Annotated in this window: 25 protein-coding genes; 11 read left to right on the forward strand and 14 right to left on the reverse strand. The window is 73.2% G+C overall.

Features of this window, described 5'->3' with window-relative positions:
- Positions 1-129 precede the first annotated feature (129 nt).
- Entirely contained in the window at positions 130-1,905 is a 1,776-nt protein-coding gene (locus tag AB0412_RS12140) for a serine hydrolase (RefSeq protein ID WP_366402446.1), read from the forward strand.
- Between the two features lie 21 nt (positions 1,906-1,926).
- Here AB0412_RS12140 and AB0412_RS12145 read toward each other — a convergent pair whose 3' ends face one another.
- From AB0412_RS12145 to AB0412_RS12165, 5 genes are all read right to left on the reverse strand, one after another.
- Positions 1,927-2,118 (reverse strand): DUF2795 domain-containing protein, encoded by a 192-nt coding sequence (locus tag AB0412_RS12145; protein ID WP_366402447.1) that lies wholly within the window; start codon positions 2,116-2,118, stop codon positions 1,927-1,929.
- 101 nt (positions 2,119-2,219) lie between these two features.
- Entirely contained in the window at positions 2,220-3,788 is a 1,569-nt protein-coding gene (locus AB0412_RS12150; protein ID WP_366402448.1) for an NAD(P)/FAD-dependent oxidoreductase, read from the reverse strand.
- A 119-nt stretch (positions 3,789-3,907) separates the two neighbouring features.
- Entirely contained in the window at positions 3,908-6,634 is a 2,727-nt protein-coding gene (locus AB0412_RS12155) for a tetratricopeptide repeat protein (protein ID WP_366402449.1), read from the reverse strand.
- 102 nt (positions 6,635-6,736) lie between these two features.
- The gene (locus AB0412_RS12160; RefSeq protein ID WP_366402450.1) at positions 6,737-7,915 is read right to left on the reverse strand and encodes an acyl-CoA dehydrogenase family protein; all 1,179 of its coding nucleotides are present in this window, start codon (positions 7,913-7,915) and stop codon (positions 6,737-6,739) included.
- 155 nt (positions 7,916-8,070) lie between these two features.
- Complete coding sequence (locus AB0412_RS12165; protein ID WP_366402671.1) at positions 8,071-8,442, reverse strand: ferredoxin; 372 nt, start codon at positions 8,440-8,442, stop codon at positions 8,071-8,073.
- Positions 8,443-8,567: 125 nt separating this feature from the next.
- Between AB0412_RS12165 and AB0412_RS12170 the strand changes: the two genes are divergently transcribed.
- The 7 genes from AB0412_RS12170 (at position 8,568) to AB0412_RS12200 (ending at position 14,659) form a co-directional block, all read left to right on the forward strand.
- Entirely contained in the window at positions 8,568-8,972 is a 405-nt protein-coding gene (locus tag AB0412_RS12170) for a ChaB family protein (protein ID WP_366402451.1), read from the forward strand.
- An 871-nt stretch (positions 8,973-9,843) separates the two neighbouring features.
- Positions 9,844-10,221: a DUF6479 family protein gene (locus AB0412_RS12175; protein WP_366402672.1), complete on the forward strand. Its 378-nt coding sequence runs from the start codon at positions 9,844-9,846 to the stop codon at positions 10,219-10,221.
- Between the two features lie 67 nt (positions 10,222-10,288).
- Complete coding sequence (locus AB0412_RS12180; protein ID WP_366402452.1) at positions 10,289-10,639, forward strand: hypothetical protein; 351 nt, start codon at positions 10,289-10,291, stop codon at positions 10,637-10,639.
- A 224-nt stretch (positions 10,640-10,863) separates the two neighbouring features.
- Positions 10,864-11,370: a SigE family RNA polymerase sigma factor gene (locus tag AB0412_RS12185; RefSeq protein WP_366402453.1), complete on the forward strand. Its 507-nt coding sequence runs from the start codon at positions 10,864-10,866 to the stop codon at positions 11,368-11,370.
- 11 nt (positions 11,371-11,381) lie between these two features.
- Complete coding sequence (locus AB0412_RS12190) at positions 11,382-11,915, forward strand: cellulase (RefSeq protein ID WP_366402454.1); 534 nt, start codon at positions 11,382-11,384, stop codon at positions 11,913-11,915.
- Between the two features lie 141 nt (positions 11,916-12,056).
- Entirely contained in the window at positions 12,057-13,361 is a 1,305-nt protein-coding gene (locus AB0412_RS12195; RefSeq protein ID WP_366402455.1) for a bifunctional glycosyltransferase family 2/GtrA family protein, read from the forward strand.
- Positions 13,358-14,659, forward strand: a complete 1,302-nt coding sequence (locus AB0412_RS12200; RefSeq protein WP_366402456.1) for a hypothetical protein — start codon at positions 13,358-13,360, stop codon at positions 14,657-14,659. The genes AB0412_RS12195 and AB0412_RS12200 overlap by 4 nt, the downstream gene beginning before the upstream one ends.
- Before the next feature lie 114 nt (positions 14,660-14,773).
- Here the strand turns inward: AB0412_RS12200 and AB0412_RS12205 are convergent, their stop codons facing one another.
- Positions 14,774-15,193 (reverse strand): Hsp20/alpha crystallin family protein, encoded by a 420-nt coding sequence (locus AB0412_RS12205; RefSeq protein ID WP_366402457.1) that lies wholly within the window; start codon positions 15,191-15,193, stop codon positions 14,774-14,776.
- Between the two features lie 225 nt (positions 15,194-15,418).
- On the opposite strand from AB0412_RS12205, the gene AB0412_RS12210 reads away from it, so the two are divergent.
- Positions 15,419-15,700: a DUF1876 domain-containing protein gene (locus AB0412_RS12210; RefSeq protein WP_366402458.1), complete on the forward strand. Its 282-nt coding sequence runs from the start codon at positions 15,419-15,421 to the stop codon at positions 15,698-15,700.
- Between the two features lie 51 nt (positions 15,701-15,751).
- On the opposite strand, the gene AB0412_RS12215 is transcribed toward AB0412_RS12210, so the two are convergent.
- A complete protein-coding gene (locus AB0412_RS12215; protein ID WP_366402459.1) occupies positions 15,752-16,201 on the reverse strand; it encodes a VOC family protein in 450 nt (149 codons plus the stop codon).
- A 69-nt stretch (positions 16,202-16,270) separates the two neighbouring features.
- Positions 16,271-17,296 (reverse strand): LacI family DNA-binding transcriptional regulator, encoded by a 1,026-nt coding sequence (locus AB0412_RS12220; protein ID WP_366402460.1) that lies wholly within the window; start codon positions 17,294-17,296, stop codon positions 16,271-16,273.
- Positions 17,297-17,461: 165 nt separating this feature from the next.
- Between AB0412_RS12220 and AB0412_RS12225 the strand changes: the two genes are divergently transcribed.
- Positions 17,462-19,282 carry a glycoside hydrolase family 35 protein gene (locus tag AB0412_RS12225; protein ID WP_366402461.1) on the forward strand — a complete coding sequence of 607 codons (1,821 nt, stop codon included), beginning with the start codon at positions 17,462-17,464 and terminating at the stop codon, positions 19,280-19,282.
- A 79-nt stretch (positions 19,283-19,361) separates the two neighbouring features.
- Here the strand turns inward: AB0412_RS12225 and AB0412_RS12230 are convergent, their stop codons facing one another.
- Complete coding sequence (locus AB0412_RS12230; RefSeq protein ID WP_366402462.1) at positions 19,362-20,015, reverse strand: maleylpyruvate isomerase N-terminal domain-containing protein; 654 nt, start codon at positions 20,013-20,015, stop codon at positions 19,362-19,364.
- Positions 20,016-20,109: 94 nt separating this feature from the next.
- On the opposite strand from AB0412_RS12230, the gene ppk2 reads away from it, so the two are divergent.
- Positions 20,110-20,913, forward strand: coding sequence for a polyphosphate kinase 2 (ppk2, locus tag AB0412_RS12235; RefSeq protein WP_366402463.1), 804 nt, complete (start codon positions 20,110-20,112; stop codon positions 20,911-20,913).
- Between the two features lie 66 nt (positions 20,914-20,979).
- On the opposite strand, the gene AB0412_RS12240 is transcribed toward ppk2, so the two are convergent.
- The 5 genes from AB0412_RS12240 to AB0412_RS12260 all read right to left on the reverse strand — a co-directional run bounded on the left by AB0412_RS12240 (position 20,980) and on the right by AB0412_RS12260 (position 25,437).
- Positions 20,980-21,660, reverse strand: coding sequence for a polysaccharide deacetylase family protein (locus tag AB0412_RS12240; protein ID WP_366402464.1), 681 nt, complete (start codon positions 21,658-21,660; stop codon positions 20,980-20,982).
- 46 nt (positions 21,661-21,706) lie between these two features.
- On the reverse strand, positions 21,707-22,294 hold the full coding sequence (locus AB0412_RS12245; protein ID WP_366402465.1) for a glycoside hydrolase family 11 protein: 588 nt from the start codon (positions 22,292-22,294) through the stop codon (positions 21,707-21,709).
- A 291-nt stretch (positions 22,295-22,585) separates the two neighbouring features.
- Entirely contained in the window at positions 22,586-23,989 is a 1,404-nt protein-coding gene (locus tag AB0412_RS12250) for an SPFH domain-containing protein (protein ID WP_366402466.1), read from the reverse strand.
- Positions 23,990-24,088: 99 nt separating this feature from the next.
- Complete coding sequence (locus tag AB0412_RS12255; protein ID WP_366402467.1) at positions 24,089-24,598, reverse strand: hypothetical protein; 510 nt, start codon at positions 24,596-24,598, stop codon at positions 24,089-24,091.
- A gap of 215 nt (positions 24,599-24,813) precedes the next feature.
- Positions 24,814-25,437 (reverse strand): hypothetical protein, encoded by a 624-nt coding sequence (locus AB0412_RS12260; protein WP_366402468.1) that lies wholly within the window; start codon positions 25,435-25,437, stop codon positions 24,814-24,816.
- Positions 25,438-25,445: the final 8 nt, after the last annotated feature.

Raw genomic sequence — 25,445 nt, forward strand, 5'->3', positions numbered from 1 at the left:
GGCATCTCAATGTCTGTCTGCGCACGCCCCATTGACACACCTGCCCGCTGACAGGAAAGTTTCACTCCGCACCGAGATCGCGAAAGATACTTTCAGTCCACGCAGGCCCACGAGCCGGGAGGGACCGTCATGGCGGGCGACGGAGCGAGAGGCATCACCCGACGTCAACTCGGCCGCGGAACACTGGCCCTGGGAGGTGCCGTGACCCTCGCCGCGCTTCCCGTCGACCCCGCCGCGGCGGCCCCGCCGGACGGCGGGCGCACCACCCTGCGCCGCGGCTCGCCCCGTCGGGCAGGTCTCCTCGGCGAGCATCTGGACCGGCTCGTCACCGACGCCGAGACCTTTCTCGGCCCGTCACCCAAGCACCCCTGGTACGCGGGCGCCGTGCTGCTCGCCGGGCGCGGCGGCACGGTCGCGCTGCACCGGCCCATCGGCATGGCGGTGCGCTACCGGGCCTACGACGAGGAGACCGACACCGGCGTCGAGTTCCCCGCCGACCAGCAGATCCCCATGGCCGAGGACACCGTCTTCGACCTGGCCTCGGTGTCGAAGCTGTTCACCTCGATCCTCGCCGTGCAGCAGATCGAGCGCGGCCGGCTGGAGCTGGAGGCGCCCGTCGCCTCGTACCTGCCGGACTTCGGCCGGGCCGGCAAGCAGGCCGTGACGATCCGTCAACTGCTCACGCACACCTCGGGTTTCCGCGCCTGGATCCCGCTGTACAAGGCACCCGCGTACGAGGAGAAGCTGCGGCTGATCTTCGACGAGGCGCCGGTGAGCCCGCCCGGCACGGCGTATCTGTACTCGGACCTGAACCTGATCTCGCTCCAGCTGGTCCTGGAGAAGGTCACCGGCCGGACCCTCGACACCCTGCTGCGCGACGAGATCACCGGCCCGCTCGGCATGCGCCACACCCGTTACAACCCGCCCGCCTCCTGGAAGCCGCGGATCGCGGCCACCGAGGACGCCCGCCTTCCCTGGTCGGGTCTCGACCGGGGGCTGGTGTGGGGCGAGGTGCACGACGAGAACGCCTTCAGCCTCGGCGGGGTCGCCGGACACGCGGGCGTGTTCTCCACCGCCTGGGACCTCGCGGTGCTCGGCCGGACCCTGCTCAACGGCGGCGGCTACGGCAGGGCGCGCATCCTGCGGCCCGAGTCGGTGGAGCTGATGTTCACCGACTTCAACACGGCCTTCCCCGGGGACGAGCACGGGCTCGGCTTCGAGCTCTACCAGCACTGGTACATGGGGGCGATGGCCACTCCGCGCACGGCGGGCCACACCGGTTTCACGGGGACGGCCCTGGTGCTCGACCCGACGACCGACTCGTTCCTCGTGGTGCTGGGCAACTCGGTCCACCCGGTGCGCAGTTGGCGTTCCGGTTCCGCGCCCCGCGTGGCGGCCGCCAACCATCTGGCGCGTGCGGTGCCGGTGCGGCCGGCCCGGGGACGTACCGCCTGGTTCTCCCAGATGGCGAGCTCCGCCACGGCGACGCTCGCCCTGCCCGCGCTGGACACGTCGCCGGGCGGTGCGCGGCTGAGCTGTGCGCTGTGGTGGGACACCGAGCCACGGTCCGACGTCCTCGCCCTGGAGGCGACGGCGGACGGCGGTGCCACCTGGCAGCCGGTGCCCTTCACCACCGAGCCCCGGCGCGGGGAAGCCGAGCCGCACCCGTCGGGCACGGTCACCGGCTGGTCGGGCCGGGTCTGGCACGCGCTGACCGCGGACCTGCCGGCCGCACGCGGCCTCGTGGTGCGCTGGCGGTACGCGACGGACCGGCTGTACGTGGGGCGCGGTGCCTACGTCGACGGGGTGCGGGTCGAGTCGGCCGACGGTGTTCTCTTCGACGAGGCGCGGCCCGCCGACCGGGCGCGCGTCGAGGCACGGGGATGGGTGCCGTCGGCCGACTGAGGGACGCTCCTGACAAGGGCGCTAGCGGTTGAAGACGGCCTTCTGGACCTCGTTCGGACCGTCGTAGGTGCCTTCCTTCATGCTGTCGAGGCGGCTCACGATCGCGTCGTCCGCCTTGTTCTTGCGGGCGCGTTCGACGAGGGACTTCTTGTCGGCCGGGTAGTCCGCGCCGCTGAGGGCCTTCTGCAGGTCGATCGGGTTGGGGTCCGCCATGGGAACCTCCCTGAGGAATGCACTGAATCGGACATTTCACCCTGCCCTGTCGCGGTACCCCTGAGCCCCGGGTGCATGCACCCGGGGCTCCGCTCGTCCCGTCAGTCGCCCGGGCTCTCCAGCACCGCCATCGCCGCGTTGTGTCCCGGCACGCCGCTCACCCCGCCGCCGCGCACCGCGCCCGCGCCGCAGAGCAGGACGTTCGCGTGCCGGGTCTCCACGCCCCAGCGGCCGGTGCCGTCCTGGGCGTGGGGCCAGGACAGGTCGCGGTGGAAGATGTTGCCGCCGGGCAGCCTCAGGTCGCGCTCCAGGTCCAGCGGGGTCCTGGCCTCCAGGCACGGGCGCCCGTCCGCGTCCGTCGCCAGACAGTCGGCGAGCGGCTCCGCCAGGTGGGCGTCGAGCTGGGCGAGGGTCGACTTCAGCAGGTCCTCGCGTACGGCGTCGTTGTCGCGCTCGAACAGCCGCGCCGGGGTGTGCAGGCCGAACAGGGTGAGCGTCTGGTAGCCCTGAGCGGCCAGGTCCGGGCCGAGGATGGTGGGGTCGGTGAGCGAGTGGCAGTAGATCTCGCTGGGCGGTACGGCGGGCGGCTCACCGGCGGCGGCCTGGGCATGCGCGGCGGCCAGCTGCTCGTACCCTTCCGCGATGTGGAAGGTCCCGGCGAAGGCCTCACGGGGGTCGACGGAGGTGTCGCGCAGCGCGGGCAACCGCTCGAGCAGCATGTTCACCTTGAGCTGGGCGCCCTCGGCCGGCTCCGGGGGCGTGTCGCCGGTCAGCGCGGCCAGTTCCTGCGGGGAGGCGTTCACCAGGACGTGCCGGGCCGCGACGACCCCCTCGCCGTCGGCGGTGCGGTGGACGACCTCGGCCGTGCGTCCGTCGGTGTCGATGCGCACGGCCTCGTGACCGGTGGCGATGACGGCTCCGGCGCGGCGCGCGGCGGCGGCCAGCGCGTCGGTGAGGGCGCCCATGCCACCGACCGGGACGTCCCAGGCGCCCGTGCCGCCGCCGATGACGTGGTAGAGGAAGCAGCGGTTCTGCTTGAGCGAGGGGTCGTGGGCGTCGGCGAAGGTGCCGATGAGGGCGTCGGTGAGGACGATGCCGCGCACCAGGTCGTCCGCGAAGCACGCCTCGACGGCGACGCCGATCGGCTCCTCGAACAGCGCCCGCCAGGCCTCCTCGTCGTCGACGGTGCGGCGCAGCTCCTCGCGGGTGGACAGCGGCTCGGTGAGCGTGGGGAAGACGCGCCGGGCGACGCGGCCGGTCATGTCGTAGAACCGCCGCCAGGACCGGTACTCGCGGTCGGATCCGGTGAGCCGGACGAACGCGTCCCGCGTGCGCTGCTCGTCCCCGCCGACGAGGAGGCCGGTCGGCCGTCCGTCGCGTTCGGTGGGCGTGTAGGAGGAGACGGTGCGGGTGCGCAGCCGGAAGTCCAGACCGAGGTCCGTGACGATCTTCCGGGGCAGCAGGCTGACCAGGTACGAGTAGCGGGACAGCCGGGCGTCGACGCCGCTGAACGGCCGCGTGGACACGGCCGCTCCCCCGGTGTGGTCCAGCCGCTCCAGCACCAGCACCGAGCGCCCCGCCCGGGCGAGGTAGGCGGCGGCGACCAGGCCGTTGTGGCCACCGCCGACGATGACGGCGTCGTAGGTCCCGGATCCGTGAAGTGCGGTCATGCCTCTTCGTAACACGCGTTGATCGGGAACGACCAGGGGACGTAGCGGACCGTCGCCGGGGCGCGGGACCGGGCGGCCGGCCTACCGTCCGGGCCGATGCCCGCGTGGAGGCCGCGTGGTCATGACCCCGCGGCCGGTCGCTGCCGGCGGAGTGCGGCGACGTGGCGGTAGAGGTCCACGGCCTCGCTCTCGCGACCCAGTTGCTGGAGGCACTGTGCCTCGTCGTCGCGGCTGACCAGGGTGTCGGGGTGGTCGGCGCCCAGAACGCGCTCGCGGGCGTCGGCCACGCGCCGGTACTCGGTCAGGGCGTCCGCCCAGCGGCCGAGCCAGCCCAGGCCGACGGCCACCTCCCGGCGGCTGACCAGCGTGTCCGGGTGGTCCGGGCCGAGGGTGCGCTCCCGCAGGGCGCACACCTCACGGGACTCGGCGAGGGCCTGCGCCCACCGGCCGAGCCGGCCGAGATTGACGCCGACGCCGTGCCGGGCGCGCAGCGTCTCTGGGTGGGCCGGTCCCTGGACACGGGTGCGGTCCCGGACCAGGTCGCGGTAGTGCTCCAGGGCCTGGGTCGTGTGGCCCAGCCGGCCCAGGCTGATGCCGATCTCGTAGCGCGCGGCGAGGGTGTCGGCATGGTCCGGGCCGAGGACCCTGGCACGCGCCTCGGCGACCTCCCGGTAGAGGTCGAGGGCCTGCGACCACCGGCCCAACTGGCCCAGGGTGTAGGCGACCTCGTACCGGCTGACCAGGGTGTCCGGATGGTCGGGGCCGAGCACCCTCGCGCGGGCCGCCGCCACCTCGCGGGCCATGCTGCACGAGTCCTCCAGGCGGCCCAGGCGGCCGAGGTTGAAGGCGAGGTTGTGCCGGCAGCGCAGGGTGTCGGGGTGGTCGGCGCCCATGGTGCGCTCGCGGGCGGAGAGCACCGACAGGTAGACCTGGTGGGCGTCGAAGGCACGGCCCAGCTGAGCCAGGACGTAGGCCATCTCCTGCCGGGTGGCGAGGGTGTCGGGGTGCTCGGCGCCGAGGGCGCGGATACGGGCCTCGGCCACCTGCTTGTACTCGCGCAGCGCGTCGGCGGCACGGCCGGTGCGGCTGAGGGCGAAGGCTACCTCGTAGCGGCTGGCGAGGGTGTCGGGGTGCTCGGGGCCGAGGAGGTCCCGGCGTTCTGCGGCGACCGCGCGGTGCACCTCCCCCGCCTCCGTCCAGCGGCCGAGGCGGCCCAGGCTCAGGCCGGCGTTGTGCCGGGCGGCCAGCGCGGTCAGCGTCTCCGGGGGCGGGGTGGGCCGCTCGTCGGGTAAGGGTTCGCCGGCCCGGACGGTCGCGGGGCGGGCGATCCACTCGCCGGACAGCCCGGCCGCGGGGTCCGGGGGCGTGCTGCGCAGCGCCGGTCCGGCGGCCTTGTGGCCGGTGGTCATGCCGCGGGTCCACGACGGCAGCCGCGCGGGCCGCCGCTCGATCCCACCCCGCTCGGCACGCGCGGGACCCACCGACCGCCCGGCCGTGAACGGCTCGGCCCCGGCGGGCACAGCGTCCTGTGCCCCGGCCTCCACCCCGACGGACGCCCTGCCCTCCGCCCCGACGGGCACCGCTCCCTGCGCCCCGGCCTCGTCCACCCCGACGGACGCCCTGCCCTCCGCCCCGGCCTCCACCCCGACGGGCACCGCGCCCTGCGCCCCGGCCTCGTCCACCCCGACGGACGCAGCGCCATCCGCCCGGGAGGCGCCCGCCCCGGCCGGCGTCGCGCCCGGGGCGACGGACCGGCCGGCGCCGGCGCTCGGGGCACTCGCCGTGCGCTGCGCCGCGTGCGGCTCCGCCCCGGCGGGCATCACCGCGGCGTCCTCCTCGGGGTGGTCCACCCAGGCGGGCCTCGCCTTGCCCTGCGCACCCGCGCGGTCCGCACCGCCGGGACTCACCCTGCCCTGCCCTGCCCGGTCCTCCCCCGCAGGCATCGCCCCATGCCCCGCCCCTGCCAGGTCGCGGCGAGCCGTCGCGGGCGCAGGCGTCGCTCTGAGGGCGAGCAGGCGGCGGGCCAGGTCGCGGGCGCTGTCCGGGCGGGCCGCGGGGTCCTTGGCGAGGAGGTCCAGGATGATCCGGTCCAGTTGTTCGGGCAGTTCGGCGCGGTGGGCGCGCGGCGGCCGGGGCGGGGTGTCGCGGTGGCCGACGAGAACCGCCCAGGCGTCGTCGAGGTCGAACGGCGGTACGCCCGTGGCGATCTCGTACAGCACGCAGCCGAAGGAGTACAGGTCGCTGCGCTGGTCGACCCCCGAGCCGCTGATCTGCTCCGGCGACATGTAGTGCGGCGTGCCCATCGCGACGCCCGTGCCGGTCAGCCGGGAGGTGAAGCCGATGTCGTGGCCGAGCCGGGCGATGCCGAAGTCGCAGATCTTCACCGTGCCGTCGCCGGTCCGCACGATGTTGGCGGGTTTCAGATCCCGGTGGACGACGCCCTGGTCGTGCGTGTAGGCGAGCGCGGCCGCGACCTGTTCGGCGATGTCCACGACCTCGTCGACCGGCAGCGGATGCTGCTTGTTGTCCTCCAGCAGCTGACTGAGATTGCGGCCCTGCAGCAGCTCCATCACCAGATAGAGCACACCGGCGGACTCCCCGAAGTCGTGCACCACGGTGATGCCGCGATGCTGCAGCGCCGCCGCCACCCGGGCCTCGCGGCGGAACCGTTCCCTGAGCACCCGGCCGAACGACTGGTCGTGGTCCGAGCCGTGCGGCTTGAGGCACTTCACCGCGACCTGCCGCCCCAGCGACTCGTCCCGCGCCCGCCACACCTCGCCCATGCCGCCGCGCCCGATCACGTCCAGCAGCCGGTACCGGCCGTGGATGAGCCTGCTGTCCCCCATCTCGTGCGCACGCCCCCGTCGCTGTCCGCCGCGCCCTCCCCTGGCTCGTCCAGTATGGCGACATCTCGCCCGAGTTTGTACGGTGCCGCACCCTCCTGCGCACTACCTCCGCACGCGCGGCATCCCCAGCCCGATCCACGAGATGATCTCCCGCTGGATCTCGTTGTTGCCGCCGCCGAAGGTGAAGATGACCGCCGAGCGGTAGCCGCGCTCCAGCTCACCGTGCAGCACGGCCCCCGCCGAACCCTCCTTCAGCGTGCCCGGTGCGGCGACGACCTCCATGAGCCAGGCGTAGGCGTCCCGCCGGGCCTCGGAGCCGTACACCTTGACGGCGGAGGCGTCCTGCGGGGTGAGCGTGCCGTCCTCGACGGCGGCGACCATCCGCCAGTTGAGCAGCTTGAGCGCCTCCAGGCGGGTGTGGGTGCGGGCCAGCAGACGGCGCACCCACGGCAGGTCGACCACCCGGCGGCCGTCGGCGAGCTTGGTCCCGGCCGCCCAGCGCCGGACGTCGTGCAGGGCACGGACGGCCATGGTGCCGTGGGCGGCGAGGGTCACGCGCTCGTGGTTGAGCTGATTGGTGATCAGCCGCCAGCCCTCGTTCTCCTCGCCGACCCGGTGCGACACGGGCACGCGCACGTTCTCGTAGTAGCTCGCCGTGGTGTCGTGCGAGGCGAGGGTGTTGATGAGGGTGCAGGAGTAGCCGGGGTCGGTGGTCGGCACGAGCAGCATGGTGATGCCCTTGTGCGGCGGCGCGTCCGGGTCGGTGCGCACGGCCAGCCACACCCAGTCCGCGGTGTCGCCGTTGGTGGTCCAGATCTTCTGCCCGTCGACGACGTACGTGTCGCCGTCGCGCACCGCGCGGGTGCGCAGCGCGGCGAGGTCGGTGCCGGCGTCGGGTTCGCTGTAGCCGATGGCGAAGTCGATCTCACCGGAGAGGATCCGGGGCAGGAAGTACCGCTTCTGCTCGTCGGTGCCGTACCGCATGATCGTGGGGCCGACGGTGTTCAGCGCCATCAGCGGCAGCGGCACACCGGCCTGGGCGGCCTCGTCGAAGAAGACGAACTGCTCCATCGCGCTCAGTCCGCGTCCGCCGTACTCCTTCGGCCAGCCCACGCCGAGCCAGCCATCGGCACCGAGCCGGCGGACGGTCTCGCGGTAGAACCGCTTCTGCGCGGCCGGGTCGGCGTGCCGGGCGTACGCGTGATCGGGCACCAGTGCGGCGAAGTACGCGCGCAGTTCGGTGCGCAGCCGCTGCTGTTCGGGCGTGTGGTCCAGGTGCACGGCGCCTCCAGGCTCCCGAGGGCGGGTCCGGTCGGCGCACACGGTAGAACACGTTGCAGTAATGGGGAATGGACGGTGGCCGGTCGAGGGGCTTCGGCCGGGCTGCCGAGGGGCGTCAGTCGGGGGTGGTCATCGGAGAGTGGTCATTCGAGTGGTCATTCGAGGGTGGTCAGGAATTCCGTGCAGGCCCGCGCGCAGGCGCGGCAGGCCTCGGCGGTCTGCTCCGCGCCCGGTTGCCCGTCGAAGACGTGCGCGCTCTCCAGGGCCACCTGCCGGCACCATTCGACCTGCACCCGGATGGTCGCCTCGTCCACCTGGTTCTGCTCGGAGAGCACGCGGCAGGTCGCATCGCACACCTCCGCGCACATGATGCCCTTGCGTCGTACGAGTTCCTGGTTCTCGGTTCCGTCCGGGTCCACGAGGCTCGCCCGCAGCGCGCAGGCCCTGGCGCACTCGGTGCACGCCTGGGCGCAGGCGAAACGGTCCTCGAGGAACCGGAACAGCTCCTCCTGCGATGTGGTCGTCACACCGCGCGAGTAGCCGTGGCCGCCTGCGGTCAAACCCGCCTCCCGCCCGGGTTCCGCACCGTTTTCCGGGGCCCGGGCCGGGCACCCGGGCGGCCCGGGACCGAGGAGGGACGGAGGTGGGGCAGATGCCCGGACGACAGGAGCTTCCCTCGACCCTGGAGCGCTCCTCCGAGGACGCCCAGCGGACCTGGATCAAGGCCCACGACTCGGCCGTGGAGCAGTACGGCGAGGGCGAACGGGCACACCGGGTCGCCTACGGGGCCCTGAAGCACATGTACGAGAAGGTCGGCGACCACTGGGAGCGCAAGGAGGGCGGCCGCAAGGGGCCCTCGGATCCGCGTTCGGCCCGTCCACGGCAGCAGGGCGGCCGCAGCGGCGAGGGCGTGGACGAGCGGGCCTCCAAGGAGCACCTGTACGACGTCGCCCGGCGCCTCGGCGTCGAGGGGCGCTCCCGCATGTCCAAGGCGGACCTGCTCGACGCGATCCGCAAGGCCAACCGCAGCCACACCCGCGCGTCGCGAGAAGGCTGAGCGGGCCGGCCCGCCTCCGAGGCACAGGCACACCGGGCAGGCAGCCCCGGCACGGCAGCCCCGGCACGGACGACCGCCCTCCGCAGGCCGGGTCGACTGGGTCCCGCAGGCCGGTCGGCTGGACCCGCGGGGCCGGTCGGCTGGGTCCCGCAGGCCGGGTCGGCTGAGGCCCGCAGGCCAGATCGGCTGAGGCCCGCAGGCCAGGTCGGCTGAGGCCCGCAGGCCAGATCGGCTGAGGCCCGCAGGCCAGGTCGGCTGAGTGCCGCAGGCCAGGTCGGCTGAGTGCCGCAGGCAGGGTTCCGTGCCTTCGCTCCCGCGGCTGGTCGCCGGCGCCCGCCTCCGCTCCTCCGGTCGGGGTCCGTGCCTCCGTTTGCGCTACCGGCGCCCGTCGCGCCCTCGCTCGCGCGACCGGCGTCCACGCCTCCGCCCCCGGCCGACGTCCACGCGCTCCCCGGCCCACGTCCGAGCTTCCGCCCCGGTCGGCATCACCGTCCGGCCGTCCAGAGCCTCCGCTCCCCTGCCGACGTCCACGCCTCCACTCCCCCGCCGGCATCCACGCCTCCACTCCCCCGCCGACATCCACGCCTCCGCCCCCGGCCCACGCCCGAGCTTCCACCCCGGTCGGCGCCACCGTCCGGCCGTCCAGAGCCTCCGCTCCCCCGCCGACGTCCACGCCTCCACTCCCCCGCCGGCATCCACGCCTCAGCCCCCGCCCACGCCCGAGCTTCCACCCCGGTCGGCATCACCGTCCGGCCGTCCAGAGCCTCCGCTCCCCCGGCCGGCATCCATGCCTTCGCTCCCCCGCCGGCGGCCACGCCTTCGCCCAGGTGGGTCGGTTCATGGCGGCGGCCAGGGGTACCCGCGCTCCATGATGAACACCTCATGGATGGAGACGGCCGACCTCGCCGCGGGCCGCGGAGCCCTCGGGGTCGGGCTCGTGGTCGCGGGTGCGGTGGTCGTGGCCCTGCTGATCGGCGCGTTCGCCTTCGGCAGCCGGAGGGTGCGGCGGGCCGGGCGCACCAGGCCGCGCCCCGAGGAGCAGCCACGGATGCCGGAGGGGGGTCCGGTCCGCGAGGTACGGGAGCGCCGGGAGCCCGACGAGATGCCCAGGGGTGACACCCGCCTGACGCCGCACGAGCTGAACGGCCAGGGCAACTCCGGTACCCGCACCGGCGCCTCGCAGGAGCGCCCCCGGTGGAACGAGGGCAGCAGCGGCGGCTTCGGCAGCGGCGGTCCGGGCGCCCGCTGAGCCGGCCCCCGGGACGCCGTACCGCACGCACGCCGCACAGCCGTACGGACACAGGGAAGTGAGAACCATGGCAGATCCCGCACGCGACGCCCTGCCGTTGCCCGACTACGACCATCTGCCCATCGGCGGACTGGAGAGCCGCGTGCGCGCGCTGTCCGCGGACGAGGTCGAGGAGCTGCTGGCCTACGAACGGTCGCACGCCGACCGGGTCCCGGTGACCGAGCTGCTGACGGCCCGGCTGGAGCAGTTGCAGGCGGGCGCCGAGCCGACGTCCGGCGATCCGGGCGCGCTGCGCCCCGAGCAGGTCGCGGGCCGGGCGGGGTCCCCGGTGTCGCCCGCGACCTCGCCGCAGCCCTTCAGCCCGCCGCCGCACGGCACCCCCGACCAGCGGGGCAAGCCGAAGGGCGACCGTACTTAAGGAACGCCGCGCCGCTCGGAGCCCGCGCCGCTCAGAGCACCGCACCGTCGTCCGGGCGGGTCGGGCGGCTCCCCTCACCGCGACCAGCGGTGGTGGGAGCCGCCCGACCCGCCCTTTCGCGCACCTGGAGTGAGGTGGATCACAGCATTTCAGTGCATCGTTTCGTGGGGCCAAGAGTCTTTGTCTGAGGTGTAAGGGGTTGTCCGGACGCGGGGGCGGTGGGGATGGAGCGGTGGGGGGCCGACGGCTTCGACGCGTTCGTGGCCGCCCGCTGGCCGGCGCTGCTCCATGTCGCGCGGCTGCTCACCGGCGGCGACCGGCAGCGGGCCGAGGACCTCGTCCAGGAGGCCCTGGTGAAGCTGTGGTTCGCCTGGCCGCGGATCGCCGAGCAGGCCCCGGAGGCGTACGTCCGCCAGGTGCTGGTGCGGATGGCCGCGCGTTCGGCCCGCCGGCGCTGGTGGGGCGAGCGTCCGGTGGAGCAGCTTCCCGACCTGCCCGGTCCGGGTGACGTGTCCGCGGCCGTGGCGGAACGCTCACGGCTGGAGGCCGCGCTGGCGCTGCTGCCGCCCCGGCAACGGGCCGCGGTGGTGCTGCGGTACTGCGAGGACCTGTCCGAGGTCCAGGTGGCCGAGACCCTCGGGTGCCCGGTGGGCACCGCCCGCTCCCATGCGTCGCGCGGGGTGGCGCGGCTGCGGCAGATCCTGTCCGACACCGTCAGGCACGTGGGGTGAGGGGAGAAGCGATGGACGACTTCGAGCGGGAGCTGACCCGCATGATGCGCGACACCCGCCGGCCGAGCCCCTACGACCCCGCCCACCGGCAACGCCTGTACGCGCGTATCCGGGCCCGCCGCCGCTCCCGGCTGCTGTGGCGGGCCGGCGGGTCCGCCCTCGCGGTGACCGGCCTCGGCATCGGGCTCGCCCTGCTGCCCACGCTGAACTCCGGGTCCCGGCCCGCCGATCCGCCTCCCCTGCCCGCGACCACGCCCTCGGCGCCCTCGGCCGTCCCGGGGCCGACGACATCGGCGCCGGCCGCCGACCCCAGCACGTCCCTCCCGCCCACGACCGCACCGAGCGGGACGCCGGACGCCGGGACGCCGGACGCCGGCACGACCTTCCCCGGCAGCGACGGGACACCGCCCTTCACCTCACCGTCCGTCACCACGAGCCGGACGGAGACGTCGCCCCCGTCCCCGCCCGGTTCGTCGCCGCCGGCCACCGAGCCCGCGCGGGAGTCCACCCTCCCGGCCGGCCAGGAGTCGGCCGACAGCGGATAGCGACCGCGGACACCGCGTTCCCTCCCGGGCCGCACCTGTTCTTCGGCACCGGACCGTTCCCCGATGACCGCACTTGGCGTCCCTCGGCATGCCCCACCGGGCCGCGCCCTGCCGACCGCCGGAAAGAGACCGTAACCACTCATGAGAACCGCGAGGCGGTCGGCGCCGACCGACCGCCGCACTCCCGCCGCGACCGCCGCCGCCCCGGTGGCCCTGCCGCGCCGTGCGCCGCTGCCCGCGCACCACGCCGAGCCCGTCCTGGACGTGGTCGTGCCCGTGCACAACGAGGAGAACGATCTGGAGCCGTGCGTGCGGAGGCTCCACGCACACCTCGGCGAAACGTTCCCTTACCCGTTCCGCATCACGATCGCCGACAACGCCAGCACGGACCGCACCCCGCTGATCGCCGCCCGGCTGGCCGAGGAGCTGCCCGGCACGGAGTGGATCCGGCTGGCCGAGAAGGGGCGCGGCCGGGCCCTGCACACCGCCTGGTCCCGCTCGTGCGCCCCGGTGCTCGCCTATCTGGACGTGGACCTGTCCACCGATCTCGCGGCGCTGCTGCCGCTGGTCGCCCCGCTGATCTCCGGGCACTCGGACATCGCGATCGGCACCCGGCTGGCGCGCGGCTCCCGGGTGGTGCGCGGACCGAAGCGGGAGATCATCTCCCGCTGCTACAACGGGCTGCTGCGCGGCACGCTCGCGGTGGGCTTCTCCGACGCGCAGTGCGGCTTCAAGGCGGTGCGGCGGGACGTCGCCGAGCGGCTGCTGCCGCTGGTGGAGGACCGGGAGTGGTTCTTCGACACCGAGTTGCTGGTGATAGCCGAGCGCGCCGGGCTGCGGATCCACGAGGTGCCGGTGGACTGGGTGGACGACCCGGACAGCAGGGTCGACATCCTGGCCACCGCCCTGGCCGACCTGCGCGGCATGGCCCGGCTGGGGCGCGCACTGGCCGGCGGCCGGCTGCCCCTGAGCGCGCTGCGCCGCACCGGCGGACTCGGCGAGGACGGCCCCGAGCTGCCGCCCGCGCTGGTCCCGCAGCTGCTTCGCTTCGCCGCCGTCGGGGTGGCCAGCACGCTGTTCTACCTGCTGCTCTTCACGTCCCTGCGGCCCGTGGCCGACGCCCAGGCGGCCAACGCGCTCGCCCTGCTGGCCAGCGCCGTCGCCAACACCGCCGCGAACCGGCGGCTCACCTTCGGGGTCCGGGGGCGCGGCGGGGTGCTGCGGCACCAACTCAAGGGCCTGGCCGCGTTCCTGGTGGGCCTCGCCCTCACCAGCGGTTCCCTTGCCGCTCTCCACCACACCGCGCCGGACGCCGGCCCGCGGGTGGAGCTGGTGACGCTGATCACCGCCAACCTCGCCGCCACCCTGCTGCGTTTCCTCCTCCTGCGGGCCTGGGTGTTCCCCGGCCACCGCCCCCGCCGTACGACAGGATCCTCCGCCTCATGACCACCGTCGGGACCAGTCAGGCCGACCCGTCGCCCTCGTCCCCGTCCCCGTCCCAGCCGCCGGCCACGACGGCCTGGCCCGTCCTCCCGCGTCCCGCGCCGCCCGGTCCGCGCGAGCGGTGGCGCCGGGCCGCCGCGCACTACGGCCCGGTCCTCGCGACCTACGGTGTGCTGAAGCTCGCGGGCTTCGCCGTGTTCATGTATCTGCTGGACGCGGCCGGGGACTTCCGCGAGAAGCATCCGCGCTTCGGCGGGGGCGAGCACACCTGGGACGTGCTGGGCAGCTGGGACGGCTGGTGGTACCAGCAGATCGTCCTGCACGGCTACGACCCGGCCCTGGAGCCGGTCCCCGGCGCCACCGGCATGATCACCCTGAAGGGCAATTCAGCCGCGTTCTTCCCGCTCTATCCGGCGCTGATGAAGCTGGTCTCGGCGGTCACCGGGCTCGGTCCGTACGGCGCGGGCATGGCCGTCTCGATCGTCTTCTCCTTCGTCGCGGCGCTCGGTATCCACGCGGTCACGGCACGGCTGGGCGGCCGGCGCGCCGGTCTGGCCGCGGTCGGCCTGTGGGCGGTGTGGCCCGGGTCCGGCGCGGAGTGGGCGGTGTACTCGGAGTCGGTGTACACGGCGCTCGCCGCATGGGCCTGCTACGCCGTGATGACCCGCCGCTGGCTCACCGCCGGGCTGCTGACCTTCACCGCGGGACTCGCCCGGCCCACCGCGGTGACCCTGGTCGCCGCGCTCGCCGTCGCCGGGCTGCTGGCGGTGTGGCGCCGTCGGGAGGGCTGGCGCCGGCCGCTGCTCGCGGTGGCGATCGCGCCGCTGGGTGTGCTCGGCTACCTCGGGTGGGTCGGCTACCGCATGGGGGACTGGAACGGGTACAGCAAGCTGCAGGACGGGGCGTGGGCCCACAAGTTCGACTACGGCCGGCACACGCTCGACGTGCTCACCTCGGTCGCCGTCGGCCGCTCCGACTACCACTTCGCGATGCCCTTCGAGGACATGATCGGCGTCGGGGTGGTGCTGCTGGTCCCCGTGCTGACGGTGCTGCTCGTGCGGCTGAGGCCACCGGTCGTGCTGGTCGTCTACACGGTCCTGTCGTACCTGATGGTGATGGGCACCCAGCAGTACTTCGGCAACGTCTCGCGCTATCTGCTGCCGCTGTTCCCCCTCTTCATCCCGCTCGCCCTGGCCATGCGCCGGCTGCGGTGGCCCTCGCTCGCCACGGTCCTCGGCACGGCGGCGCTGGCGTCCGGATCGTATGCGGGGTACGCGCTGTTCGAGCTGGGTGTGCCGTAGAGCGGGCCACTGCCTGCGAGGGGGCGCCTCGACGGCGGGCGCGTGCGCGAGGGCCCGGGCAGCTGCTGCCCGGGCCCTCGCTGTGCCGGCCTGCCGAAGGGGGGTGGCCGACGGTCAGCCGTCGAGCGCCTTGGTGTCGCCGCCGCTGACGGCGATCTTGCGCGGCTTCGCCTGCTCGGCGACCGGGATCCGCAGCTTCAGCACGCCCGCCTCGTAGGAGGCGTCGATCCGTTCGGTGTCCAGCGTCTCACCGAGGAACAGCTGCCGGCTGAACGTCCCCGCGGGCCGCTCGGTGATCACCGTGTCGGTGGTGTCGCCGTACGTCGGCTTGCGTTCGGCCTTCACGGTCAGGACGTTGCGCTCGACATCGAGGTCGATGGACTCGGGGTTCACACCGGGCAGGTCCAGCTCCACGAAGAACGTGTCGCCTGCGCGCCAGGCGTCCATCGGCATGCCGGCCGGGTGAGCGGCCGTGCCCCAGACCCGTTCGACGAGCCGGTCGAGCTCGCGGAAGGGATCCGTACGCATCAGCATCTGTATCCCTCCTTCACGTCGTCTCATGTCCTCACGTGCCCTTACTTCTCCTTCTGATATACCACGCCGCGACAAAGTTGACACTGAGGCGCTCAACTTATTTCCCCTGCCGATCATGGTTTTACTGTCCGCCAGAGCCATGCGTCGCGGGTGCGCGCGTTCAGCACTCGGCGCGTCACGGGCCTGCCGATGCTCGATGATGGAAGGGCACCGAGGAGGAATGCGATGCCTCAGGCCATGGAATGGCGCGTTCGTCTCCACCTCGTCGAGGAGGACGGAACGACGAAGGCCCGCGCGGAGATCGACACCGGAGGCACGGTACTCACCGGCCACGGGGTCGCGCACCGGAATCCGTCGGACACGGACGTACCGCGGATCGGCGACGAACTGGCGGCCGGCCGGGCCCTGCAGGACCTCGGCCGGCAGCTCATGGACATCGCTCAGCGCGACATCCGGGCCGCGGGCGCGACCGAACCGGAACCACCGGCGGTCGGCTGGCCGCTGTGACGTCGCCGGCCCGCTGAACCTCGAGGGGCAGCGGCAGCGGGGGCAGCACCCTCAGCGCGAGCCGGCCGGCGGATCGGCGAAGACGCCCCGGAGCATGCCCGTGGCCTGGCCGACCTCGATGAGATAGCCGTCGGGGTCACGCAGGTAGCAGCGGATCTCGGCCTTGCGGTCGATCGGCGGGGTGAGGAACTCGGCGCCCTTGGCGCTCCACTCGCGGTAGCAGCGGTCGATGTCGGCGACGCGGATGTTGAGGAAGCTCGTCGCCGTGGTCGGGTCGGTGGGCGGCTGGAGGGTGACGTCGGGTTTGTCCGGCGTCGGGCCTCCGCCCGGGTTCATGATGAGCCAGCTGTTCGCCAGTCTGACGATGCACGGGTTCTCCTCGAGGACCACCTCACCACCGAGGACGTCGCTGTAGAACGCGCGGGAGCGCGGGACGTCGGACACGGTGAGGAAGTGGGTGAGCAGCAGACCCGACTCGGGGGCCGGAAGGTCGTCGGGCATGGGTGGCACCTCCGTCGTCACGGCACGTGTCTTCCATCGTGCGCCCGCGCCACCGTGCCCGAAAGACGATCAGGACGGAGGTCCGGCGGTGCTCGCGCGGATCACCAGGTGGGGTTCCACGATCTCCGGTTCCGGGACGGCGGCCGGGTCGGCGATGGACCGCAGCAGGTGGGTGACCGCCAGGGCGCCCATCTCCGCGAAGGGCTGCGCCACGGTGGTGAGCGGCGGCCGGCAGAATTCGGCGAGTTCGATGTTGTCGACGCCGACGACGGAGATGTCCTCGGGAACGCGTCGACCCAGTTCGTACAGCGCCTTGATCACCCCGAAGGCCATCTCGTCGCCGGCCACGAAGACGGCGGTGACGTCCGGGATGCGTCCCAGGATCAGGCCGTTGCGGTAGCCGGACGCGGGCGACCAGTCGCCCTCCAGGGGCGGTGGCACCGCCCGGCCGGCCGCCTCCAGCGTGCCACGCCAGCCGTCAAGGCGGTTGGCGGCCTCCAGCCACTCCCGCGGACCGGCCACGTGCCAGACGGTGTCGTGCCCGAGGTCGAGCAGGTGCCGGGTGGCGAGGCGGGCGGCGAGGGCCTGGTCGACGGCCACGACCTCGGTGGCGGGGGTGCGGGAGCCGTCGATGGTGACGGTGGGCAGCGAGCGGGTCAGCTGTTCGATGCGGCGGCTGGTGTGGATCAGCGGCACGGCCAGGACGACGCCCTCGACTCCCTCGTCGGCCAGCTGGGACAGGGCGGCCTCGATGGCGGAGGTGTCCAGGGACGCGGTCGTGGCCGTGTTGACGGCGTACCCGGCGGCGCGCGCCGCGCTCTCGATGCCCGAGGTGACCAGACCGCGCGAGGAGGAGGGGGCCTGCAGGGTCACCACGCCGAGGGTGCGGCTGCGGCCCGAGGACAGGGCGCGGGCGGCGTTGTTGCGCCGGTAGCCGAGCTGTTCGACCGCGGCCAGGACCTTGACGCGGGTCTTCTCCTGCACGTTCGGGTGGCCCGAGAGCACGCGCGACACGGTCTGCGCCGAGACGCCCGCCGCCTTGGCCACGTCCGTCATGCCGGGCGGCCGCTTCGTCGCGGCGTTCTGCTGTCCCATGGGGTTCCTTCGGGTTCCTTCCTGGCCGCCGTGACGCGGTCGATGATATCGCCACCAATGCGCCGGACCAGCGTCCCACCCGGCGCGGGCCCCTCCGCGCCGTCCCTTGTTGGCATCGATAACAATCTCTGCCATAGTCTCAGCCGTCACCACCAAGGAGGGCCCGTGAAGCCAGGCGCGATATCGATAACACCCGAGGGCTCCACGGCCACGCTGTCCCTCGCCGACGGCGCCTTCCTGCGCGACGAGCGCCCGCACCGGATCCTGGCGGGCTCACTGCACTATTTCCGCGTCCACCCGGGACAGTGGGCCGACCGGCTCGGCAGGCTGGCCGCCCTCGGCCTGAACACCGTGGACACCTATGTCCCGTGGAACTTCCACGAACGCAGGCCGGGAGAGGTCCGTTTCGACGGGTGGCGTGACCTGGACCGGTTCGCCCGGCTCGCACAGCGCGAGGGGTTGGACGTCGTCGTGCGGCCGGGTCCGTACATCTGCGCCGAGTGGGACAACGGCGGTCTGCCGGCCTGGCTGACCGGCACCCCCGGTATGCGGCTGCGCACCTGCCACGGCCCCTTCCTGGATGCCGTGGGGCGCTGGTTCGACGAGCTGATCCCGCGTGTCGCCGGCCTCCAGGCCGGCCGGGGCGGGCCCGTCGTGGCCGTGCAGATCGAGAACGAGTACGGCAGTTACGGCGACGACCACCCCTACGTGCGCTGGGTGCGGGACGCCCTGGTCGAGCGGGGCATCAGCGAGCTGCTGTTCACGGCCGACGGGCCCACCGCGCTGATGCAGGACGGGGGTGCGCTGCCCGGCGTGCCGGCGGCCGCGACCCTGGGTTCGAAGCCCGGCGAGGCCGCGGCGCTGCTGCGTGCGCGCCGCCCCGGTGAGCCGTTCTTCGTCGCCGAGTTCTGGAACGGCTGGTTCGACCACTGGGGCGAGAAGCACCACGTCCGCTCCCCCGGCAGCGCGGCCGAGTCCATGGGCCGGATCCTCGACGAGGACGGCTCGGTGAGCCTGTACATGGCGCACGGCGGCACCAACTTCGGCCTGTGGTCGGGCGCCAACCACGACGGGGACAAGCTCCAGCCGACCGTGACCAGTTACGACTCGGACGCGCCGATCGCCGAACACGGGGCGCCCACCCCCAAGTTCTTCGCGCTGCGGGAGCGGCTGGCCGCGCTCGACCCCGCCGTCGCGGACCGGCCGGTGCCCGCGGCCCCGCCGCTGCTCGCGCCCCGCTCGCTGGAGGTGACCCGGCGGGCGGCACTGCTGGACTCCCTGCGCGTGATGGCCGAGCCGGTGCGCTCACCGGTACCGCTGAGCTTCGAGGAGCTGGGGCAGGCCTCCGGACTGGTGCTGTACGCGGCGGAGCCGCGGCTGCCCGCAGGGCGCCAGGAGCTGACCGTGCTGGGGCTGCACGACCGCGCGCAGGTGTTCGTCGACGGCGTGGCCGTGACCGTGCTCGACCGGGAGACCGCCTCGTTCACCGTGCACGGCACCGGCGCGCCCGTCCGGCTGGAGCTGCTGGTGGAGAACCAGGGCCGGATCAACTACGGCCCCCTGCTGGGCCAGGGCAAGGGCATCCTCGGCGGCGTGCTCGTGGAGCGCCGGCGGGTGCACAACTGGACCATGCGCCGGCTGCCGCTGGACGAGTGGTCGCCCGCGGACCTCGCCCGCGCCGCCTCCGCGAGCGGACCGGACGGCCGGACGGGATTCGCCACCGCCCGGCTGGCCGTGGACGAACCCGCGGACACCTTCGTCGCCCTGCCCGGTTTCGGCAAGGGATTCCTGTGGGTCAACGACACGCTGCTGGGCCGCTACTGGGAGATCGGGCCGCAGCGCACGCTCTACCTCCCCGGACCGCTGCTGCATCCCGGTGAGAACACCCTCACCCTGCTGGAGCTCGAACGCTTCGGCGACCACATCCGCCTGGAGGACCGGCCCGAACTGGGCCCGACGGAGGAGTACGTCGAGACCTTCGACTGACTGACCTCCGGGGCCACCGACCGAGCTCGTACTCGACAGCGGCCTGGTGATCGGCCTGTCCGCCGGCCGCGGCCGGTGCTCAGCCGAGGACGAACGGGAGCCGCGCGGCCAGGGCACCCAGCGCGGCCCTCTCGGAGTCCGTCGCGGCGCGGCGGCCGGTGCCGATCAGCAGGGCGTCCTGGTCGGAGAACGACACGGGGAAGGGTGCTCCGGCGATCTGCTCCAGGTCGGCGCGGGCGGCGGCGAGGGTCTCGGCGGGGGGTCCGGCCGCCGAGGGGAGGTGGGCGATCAGGTCAAGGTGGTGCAGCGTCCATTCCATGACGTACGCGCGGAGGTAGTCGCCCGCGGTCAGCACCTCGTCCTTGGTGCCGACGCGCGCCCTCGGGTCGGCGAGTTCGGCGGCACGTCCGGCGGCGGAGCCGACGTCGTCGAAGTGGAACCTGAGCAGCGCCGGGTCCTGGTACGCGGCGGCCAGGCGGGGGATCAGCGCGTCCAGCGGGTCCTCGCCGGTCGGGGGCTCGACGAGGTCCCAGTAGGTGACCGAGTCGACGGTCGGTTCGGTGTCGGCGGGGGTGACCAGGGTGATCAGGACGTCCTGGGCGTCGATGATCAGGTGGCACACCAGGTCCCGCACCAGCCAGCCGGTGCAGCCGGACGGCCGTTCCCAGTCCTCGTCCGCGAGGTCGTCGACCGCCGAGCGCAGCGCCGTCCAGGAGCGCGAGAAGAGATCCACTCGGGCACGGTAGCTCCTGGGCCGGTGCCGGACCGTCGATTTCGGCCGCCGCCGTCCGGGTGCGCCCGGGCCCGCCGGTCAGTACCGTGCGGGCATGGGCGGCGAGAAGGCGGCGAAGCTGCCGCGCAAGACGTACGAGAAGGAACTGCTGCGGCTGCAGACAGAGTTGGTCAAGCTGCAGGAGTGGGTGCGGGCGGAGGGCGCCCGGCTGGTCGTGGTGTTCGAGGGGCGGGACGCGGCGGGCAAGGGCGGCACCATCAAGCGGGTCTCGGAGCACCTCAATCCCCGGGTGGCGCGGATCGCGGCGCTGCCCCGGCCGACGGAGCGGCAGCGCTCCCAGTGGTACTTCCAGCGGTACGTGGAGCATCTGCCGGCCGCCGGGGAGATCGTGCTGTTCGACCGCAGCTGGTACAACCGGGCGGGCGTGGAGCATGTGATGGGGTTCTGCACCAAGGAGGAGTACCAGCTGTTCCTGCGCCAGTGCCCGATCTTCGAGCGGATGCTGGTGGAGGACGGGATCCTGCTGCGCAAGTACTGGTTCTCGGTGAGCGACACCGAGCAGCAGGAGCGGTTCAGGCGCCGGCTGGAGGATCCGTTGCGCCGCTGGAAGCTGTCGGCGATGGACCTGGAGTCGATCACGCGGTGGGAGGACTACTCCCGGGCCAAGGACGAGATGATGGTGCACACCGACATCGCCGAGTCGCCGTGGTACGTGGTGGAGAGCGACGACAAGCGGCGGGCGCGGATCAACATGATCTCCCATCTGCTGGGGTCCGTGCCGTACCACGAGGTGCCGCCCGCGGTGCTGGAACTGCCGCCGCGGCCGGAGTCCACCGGCTACGAACGCTCGCCCCGCGAACTGCAGACGTACGTCCCGGACCACGCGGCGAGCCTCTGAGGAGGCGCCGCAGGGCAGGGGCGTGGCGCGGCGATGGACCGCCGCCGCGCCACGCCATCGGGGTGTTCAGCGCGTATGACCGCGTGCGAGGGGTGCCACCGCCCGGCCGGTCCGCGGGGAGATCACGCCGGAGCACAGACCGCGGCTCGCGAGGGTCCGCGCGATCCGCGGGATCGCGGCCCGCGCGTTCGCGGACCAGTCGTGCATCAGCATGACCTGACCGTCGGGCAGGCGGCTCGCGGCCTGCACGATCGCGTCGGTGCTCGCGCCGTTCCAGTCCTGCGAGTCGACGTCCCACAGCACCTCGGTCAGCCCGTACCGTGCCGCGACGGCCTTCACCGTCGCGTCGGTCTCCCCGTACGGCGGCCGGAACAGCCTGGGTGTGCCGCCGCCGGCGCCGGCGATCGCCTGCTGGGTGCGTGCGATCTCCAAGTCGATCTGCGCCTGGCTCAGCCGGGTGAGATGCGGGTGGGTGTAGCTGTGGTTGGCGACCTGCATCCCGGCGACCACCTGGGCCCTGACCAGGGACGGGTGGGCGGCGGCGTACTGGCCCTGGTTGAACATGGTGGCCCGCAGGCCGCTCTGCCCGAGCGCGTCGAGCAGGGACGGCGTACTGCTCGACGGGCCGTCGTCGAAGGTGAGGGCGACATAGCCGGTGCAGGCCGCGGCCGGTGCGGCCTGGGCCGGGGCGGAGCCGGCGGTGAGACCGCCCGCCACGGCCAGGGCCCCGGCGGCCAGAGCGGTCACGGTCCTGTTCCTCGTACGGGGTGCTCCTCGTAAGGCCGCCATGGCGTCAGCCCGCGCTGCACGAGACGGACGGCCAGGTCCAGTTGCCGTTGGCCTGGATGGTGGCGCCCCAGTTGTTGCCGTTGCCGTTCGGCGTGGCGACGAGGGTCTGACTGCTGGGGTAGCTCGCGCTCACGTTCCAGGTCGACAGGACCTTGGCCGGCGAGGGCACGTTCATCGTCACGGTCCAGTTGCTCGCGCCGCTGACCGAGACGTTGAGGTTGTACCGGTCGCTCCACCGCTCACCGGCCGACAGGGTCGCGGTGCAGCCGGTGCCGCCGCCACCGCCGCCACCGCCGCCCGTGCCGCCGACGGTGATGTTGGAGCTGCCGCTGCTCTGGTAGCCCTCCGTGGCCATGATCATGTAGTTCATCGTGCCCAGGTTCATGCCGTGGCGGGCCCAGGCGTCGAAGGTGCCGCCGGAACCGAGGTCCATGGAGACCGTTCCCTGGGCGTCGGTCCAGAACGAGTAGTAGTAGCCGTTGTTGGTGCCGGTCTGGTTGGTGGTGATCACCGGGGCGGCGGTGGCGGTGCCGGGCAGGAGCATCGCGGCCAGGGCGGCCAGGGCGATGGCCCAGATGCTTCTGAGCCTCATGTGCGCCTCCTTGTGACGGTGGACAGGGGCGTGCGATGACCGAGTGTTGGCGTGCCCACGTCGACCGTCAACAGTTTCGGTAGAAGTTTCGAAAGATGCGGAGCACAACAGCCTGGCCGTGAACGGCATTTGTACAGCTCGCCCGCACATTCGACAGGTCTGGCACCGTCACCCATGGGCCACTGATCGAATGCACGTAACATGGCAACGAAAGTTTCGGTCACCTCTTCCGGCGCACAGCAAAGGAGCCCGAACGCCTCTCTGGCGTCCGGGCTCCGGCGTGACGGAACGTCACTCGGTGATGGTCACCTTCCCGTTGGGCTGTGCGCCGCGCGCGGCGAGACCCTGGAGGAGCTGGGCGAGGTCGACGCCCGTGGTGGAGCTGAGCAGTTCCATGCCCTGGGCCACGTTGTCGGCGACCGTGCGCGGGAGCTGGCCCGCGCCGTCGGTGGAGATGACGGTCAGCTTGTCCACCGCGGCCAGCGGCTCGGCGGCCTTCCCGACGACCTGCGGCAGCACCTCGACCAGCATCTGGAGCACCGCCGCGTCGCCGTACCGCTCGAAGGCGTCGGCCTTCTTGTGCATGGCGTCGGCCTCCGCCGCACCCTTGGCGGCGATCGCGGCGGCCTCCGCGTCACCCTCGATGCGTACGGCGTCGGCGAGTGCGGCGCGCTGGGCCTTCTCGCCCTCACCGGTGAGCCTCGCCCGCTCGGCCGCGGCCTCGGCCTCCTTGACCGAGGCGATACGGCGGGCCTCGGCCTCCTGCTCGGCCTGGTAGCGGGCGGCGTCCGCGGGCTTGCGGACCTTGGTGTCCAGCTCACGGTCCGTCAGCGCGGCCTGCCGGGCGGCGACCTTCTCCTGCTCCTGCAGGACCTCCTGCCGCCGTGCGGCCTCGGCGAGCGGCCCCGCGGCGTTGGCGCGGGCGGCCGCCTCGTCCGTCTCGGCCTTGATCTCGGCCTGCTTCAGCGCGAACGTGCGCTGGGCGATGGCGATCTCCTCCTCCGCCTTGAGCCTGGCCTGCTCGGAGGCGCGCCGGGCCACGGCCTCGGCGATGTCGGCCTCCTGCTTGGCGCGGGCCGCCTCGGGCCGGCCGAGGTCCTCGAGGTAGGAGCCCTCGGTGGTGATGTCCTGGATCTGGAAGGCGTCCAGCACCAGGCCCTGCCCGGACAGGCTGGCCTCGGCCTCCTCCGCGACCTGCCCGGCGAAGGCGGCACGGTCACGGATGATGTCCTCCACCGACATGCGCCCGACGATGGAGCGCAGGGCGCCGGACAGCACCTCCTGGGTGAACCCGACGATGCCGTCCTGCTGTTGCAGGAAGCGCTGGGCCGCGGCGCGGATCGAGTCCTCGGTGCCGCCCACCTTGACGATCGCGACGCCCTCCAGGTTGGCCTTCACACCGCGCAGCGTGACCGCGCCGCGGACGGCGATCGGGATGTGCCGGCTGGACAGGTCGAGGGTGAACTTCTGCTGGACGAACGGCACGACGAAGACGCCGCCGCCGACGACGACCTTCTGGCCGCTGTTGTCGGTGAAGACCCGCCCGGTCTCGGGATCGGTGGACTTCTTGCCGCGCCGTCCGGTGACGATGAACGCCTCGCTGGGACCGGCGACCTTGTAGCGGGTGACCACCACGAGGGCCAGCAGAACGATGAGGACGACCACGCCGATCACGGCGATCAGTACTGGGCTCATATGTGTGTATCCCCTCAGCCCTCCCCGGGGGACGGCGGATCGGAACGGATCAGGAACGAATGGGGGGAGGGCGGGCGGGAGCGGTGTCGCCGGTGGCGGTCAGCGTTCGACCGGGCGGACCGCCACGGAGGTGGCCGACAGGGACGACTCCACCCAGATCTCGGCACCGCGGGCGACGGGCACCGAGCACTTCGCGGCCAGCTTCAGCGGCTGCCCTGCGAGATACACCAGCACTTCGCCGTAGCCGTCCGCAGGGATGGCGGTGACCACGGAGCCCGAGCTGCCGACCAGATCGCCGCCCCGCGGGGCGGCGTCCGCGTCGTCCCGCATCAGGGCGCGGCTGAGCCTGAGGGTCAGCCAGCCGGCGCCGACCCCCGCCACGACGCCGATCGCGGTGGCGCCGGTGACCCCGACGCCCGTGGTGCCGAGCGCGATCGCCCCGCCGAAACCGAGCATGGACACGAACCCGGCGACGACCGGGAGCGACAGCAGCCCGTCGAACAGTCCGTCCAGCGCGCCGTCGAGCACGCCTTCCAGGATCCCGTCGAAGATCAGCGAGAGCACCAGCAGAACGAGCCCCGCGATACCGAGCCCCACGAACCAGTCCATTGCAGGGCCCCCCTCCCTCGACAACCCCCCACGCCTGAATGCTCCCATGCGAACAGGTCGTGGCACATTGCCAGAACCCGGCAATCTTTATGGCTTCTTGATGCCGTCTTCACACGGGACGGAGGGGTTCCGAAGCCGGGCCGTGGGGGCGGGGAGGTTGCCCGACCCCGGCAGCGCGCCGAGCCGGGGGTGCGCACGGTCCGGCACCGGCGGGCTCATGTGGGCGTCGTCCAGCGGGGGGCCGTCTCCGCCCAGGCGGCGTCCCACGCGGCGAGGTTGCGGCGGTGCAGGGCGAGGACGGTCACGGCGTGTGCGGCGGCGCCGGTGAGCGCCACGCCGATGGCGGCGAGGAGCCCCCAGCCCATGCCCCGGCTGCGGATCTGCTCACGCGTCAGCGGCGGGTCGGTCGCGTCGCCGTCCACGGTGGCCCAGATGCGGATCTCGCTGCCGGCGGGCAGCCCCGGCCGGACCTCCGCACGCGTCGTGCGGGTACGGCCCTCCCGGGTGGTGAGACGGACCTCCACCGGATAGCGGGTCTTCTTCTCCTCGTCGGATCCCGGCTCGGGGTGGCGCGGGGCGTCCCGGGTGAGGGTCGCGGTCGTCTCGTGCCGGGTCAGCCGCTGGTGGCGCGCGGTGTCCTCGTAGTGGCGCAGGGCCGCGTCGCCCACGAGGACGGCGGCCACGGGCGCCACGGCCAGGACGGCGAGGAGCAGCCCGAGTCCGATCCAGGCGCGGAGCACGTCGGTGCGGCGGCGCAGGCCGTTGCGGCGCAGGCGCCACAGCACCGCGTGCGCAGAGGGGTCGGGAGGCGGCTGTGCGGAAGGTGTCTCGCCCGCCACGTCATGGC

This window comes from Streptomyces sp. NPDC052012 (assembly GCF_040689265.1).
In the GTDB taxonomy this organism is placed as follows: domain Bacteria; phylum Actinomycetota; class Actinomycetes; order Streptomycetales; family Streptomycetaceae; genus Streptomyces.